General features: G+C 42.6%; 2 protein-coding genes. One reads left to right on the plus strand and one right to left on the minus strand.

The annotated features are described in order from the left end of the window. The first annotated feature begins 45 nt into the window (after positions 1 to 45). A complete protein-coding gene (locus A3761_RS20085) occupies positions 46 to 1,086 on the plus strand; it encodes an alpha/beta hydrolase (RefSeq protein WP_068507260.1) in 1,041 nt (346 codons plus the stop codon). 100 nt (positions 1,087 to 1,186) lie between these two features. Here the strand turns inward: A3761_RS20085 and serA are convergent, their stop codons facing one another. Continuing rightward, the gene (serA, locus tag A3761_RS20090; protein WP_068507262.1) at positions 1,187 to 2,416 is read right to left on the minus strand and encodes a phosphoglycerate dehydrogenase; all 1,230 of its coding nucleotides are present in this window, start codon (positions 2,414 to 2,416) and stop codon (positions 1,187 to 1,189) included. Positions 2,417 to 2,589: the final 173 nt, after the last annotated feature.

The raw sequence follows: 2,589 nt of genomic DNA on the forward strand, positions 1-2,589 counted from the left end.
GCGTCGTTTACATCTAGATACAAAGTAGTTAATTGAGGAAGTTGAATGAATTGGGATCGTGATCGCTTATTAATGGAGTTAGGTAAGTTTTCGTTTAAGTCGAAAGCTGCAGTTAAGGGGGAAATAGCGCATTACTATGACTTCTATGATATGGCTTTCTATCGTGAGTTCGACGGACTAGAGCAGCGTGCAGGTTGGCTTGATGCAAGTGACTTTCGTATCGTTATGCAAAGCTTTAAACCACTTGATGCTAAAGGTACCGTGTTTGTGTTTCATGGATACTTCGATCATGCCGGAATATATCATCACCTAATTCGCTTTTTAATAAAGTCGGGTTATGCGGTTGTTATCTATGATATGCCTGGACATGGATTATCAAGTGGCAAGCCTGCTTCAATTCAGTGTTTCCAGCAGTATCAAGAGGCGATCGATGCTTGTTTGGCGTCGTGTCGCGCTAATCTACCGCAACCATTCCACTGTGTTGGTCAGAGTACGGGCGGGGCAGTTTTGATTGACCGCTTAATGCATACTGAAACGCACGGTGAAGCTTTTGATAAGGTGGTTTTGCTCGCGCCGCTGGTGCGACCTAAAGGCTGGAGCTTTGTTAAAAAGGCTCACTCTTTGGTTAAACCGTTTTTCAAAGTGTGGCATCGCTCATTCTCACAAAATAGCGCGGATGTGAAATTCCTGAAGTTTCTGAAAGAACATGACCCCTTGCAGTCCAAGTGGTTGGCGGTTGACTGGATTAGTGCCTTACGCGATTGGGTTCCACGAATTGAAAGTGGTAAGAAGCTCAAACGAAAGGTATTGATTATTCAGGGCACTGACGACATGACAGTTGACTGGGAACACAATATCACGGTGCTAAAGAGAGTGTTTAGTGAGGTGAAAATAGCCTATCTAGAGGGTGCGCAGCATCATCTGGTAAATGAGTCGCTTCTCAAAAGGCAGAGCGTGTTTGACGCTTTGCTTAGTGAGTTTAATGCAAATTCCACGACGAGTATTGTTGAGGAAAAAAAGGCAGGCAAAAAAGTGACCAAGAAGGTAACTAAGGTTCGTAATAAAGGCTCAGCATCCAAGGCATAAGCGCTTTTCGTTAGAATTAAGTCTTAATTTAGAAGTAAAAAAGCCGCATTCAAATGAGATGCGGCTTTTTGCTTTTTGCTTTTTGCGGATCGAATTGTTTCTAGAACAGAACTCGACAACGAATCGTTCCGTTGACTGTTTTTAGCTTGTCTTTCGCTAGACCGCTGCACTCTTTATTAACATCAATTACAACATAACCCACGCCTTCGTTGGTTTGAAGGTATTGACCTAGAATGTTGATGTTGTTTTCAGATAGCACTTGGTTGATCTCGGACATAACACCCGGAATGTTCTCATGAATATGAAGAATTCTGTGGTTATCTGGGTGAGATGGTAGCGCAACCTCAGGGAAGTTAACCGAAGTGATAGAAGTACCAGTATCACTATAGGTAGCTAGCTTCTCACCAACTTCGAAACCAATGTTGGCTTGCGCTTCCATTGTGCTACCACCAACGTGAGGCGTTAGGATAACGTTATCAAACTCGCGAAGAGGAGAAATAAATTCTTCGTTGTTTGACTTAGGCTCTACAGGGAATACATCCACTGCGGCGCCCAATACTCGGCCAGACTTAAGTGCTTCACATAATGCGTCAATTACAACAACTGTTCCACGAGCTGCGTTAATGAAGATGCTGCCATCTTTCATTTGAGCAAACTGTTCTGGTCCCATCATGTCTTGTGTTGCACCGGTTTCAGGTACGTGCAGGCTGACAATATCAGACATGCCAAGCAAGTCTTCCATAGAATCAAGTTGCGTTGCATTACCCAAAGGAAGTTTGGTTACTACATCGTAGAAGTAGACCTTCATGCCCAATGATTCAGCAAGAACGCTCAACTGGCTGCCGATGCTGCCGTAGCCAACAATCCCGAGCTTTTTACCGCGAATTTCGTAGCTATTGGTAGCTGATTTTAGCCAGCCACCGCGGTGAGCAAGAGCATTCTTCTCAGGTACGCCACGAAGTAGTAGAATTGCTTCGGCAAGTACTAGTTCGGCAACACTTCGAGTATTTGAGTAAGGAGCGTTAAAAACAGCGATACCGTGTTTGGTAGCTGCTTTAAGGTCGACCTGATTGGTACCAATACAGAAACAACCAACTGCGATTAGCTTTTTAGCGGCTTGAAATACTTCCTCAGTCAATTGAGTGCGTGAACGAATACCGACGAAGTGAGCATCTGCGATCTTTTCGATCAACTCATCTTGAGCCAAAGAAGTTTTCAAATATTCAATGTTGGTATAACCTGCCTTTTTAAGTGTTTCCACAGCAGATTCATGTACACCTTCTAAAAGCAAAAACCTGATTTTACCTTTATCTAAAGACGTCGTAGTCATATTCGCAAAAAACCTTTTATCTAAGAATCAAAATACACTGTTAACAACAGATTATTTCAAGAATTTGTGTCTGGAAAAGCCGCGTATGATAACATATTCCGCTTTTTAGTCGTTCAAAATATTAAAACTCTTTTTAATTCTAGCTATATCAATTGTTTAGTTGCAATAGCTAG

The sequence above is a fragment of the Oleiphilus sp. HI0123 genome (assembly GCF_001635315.1).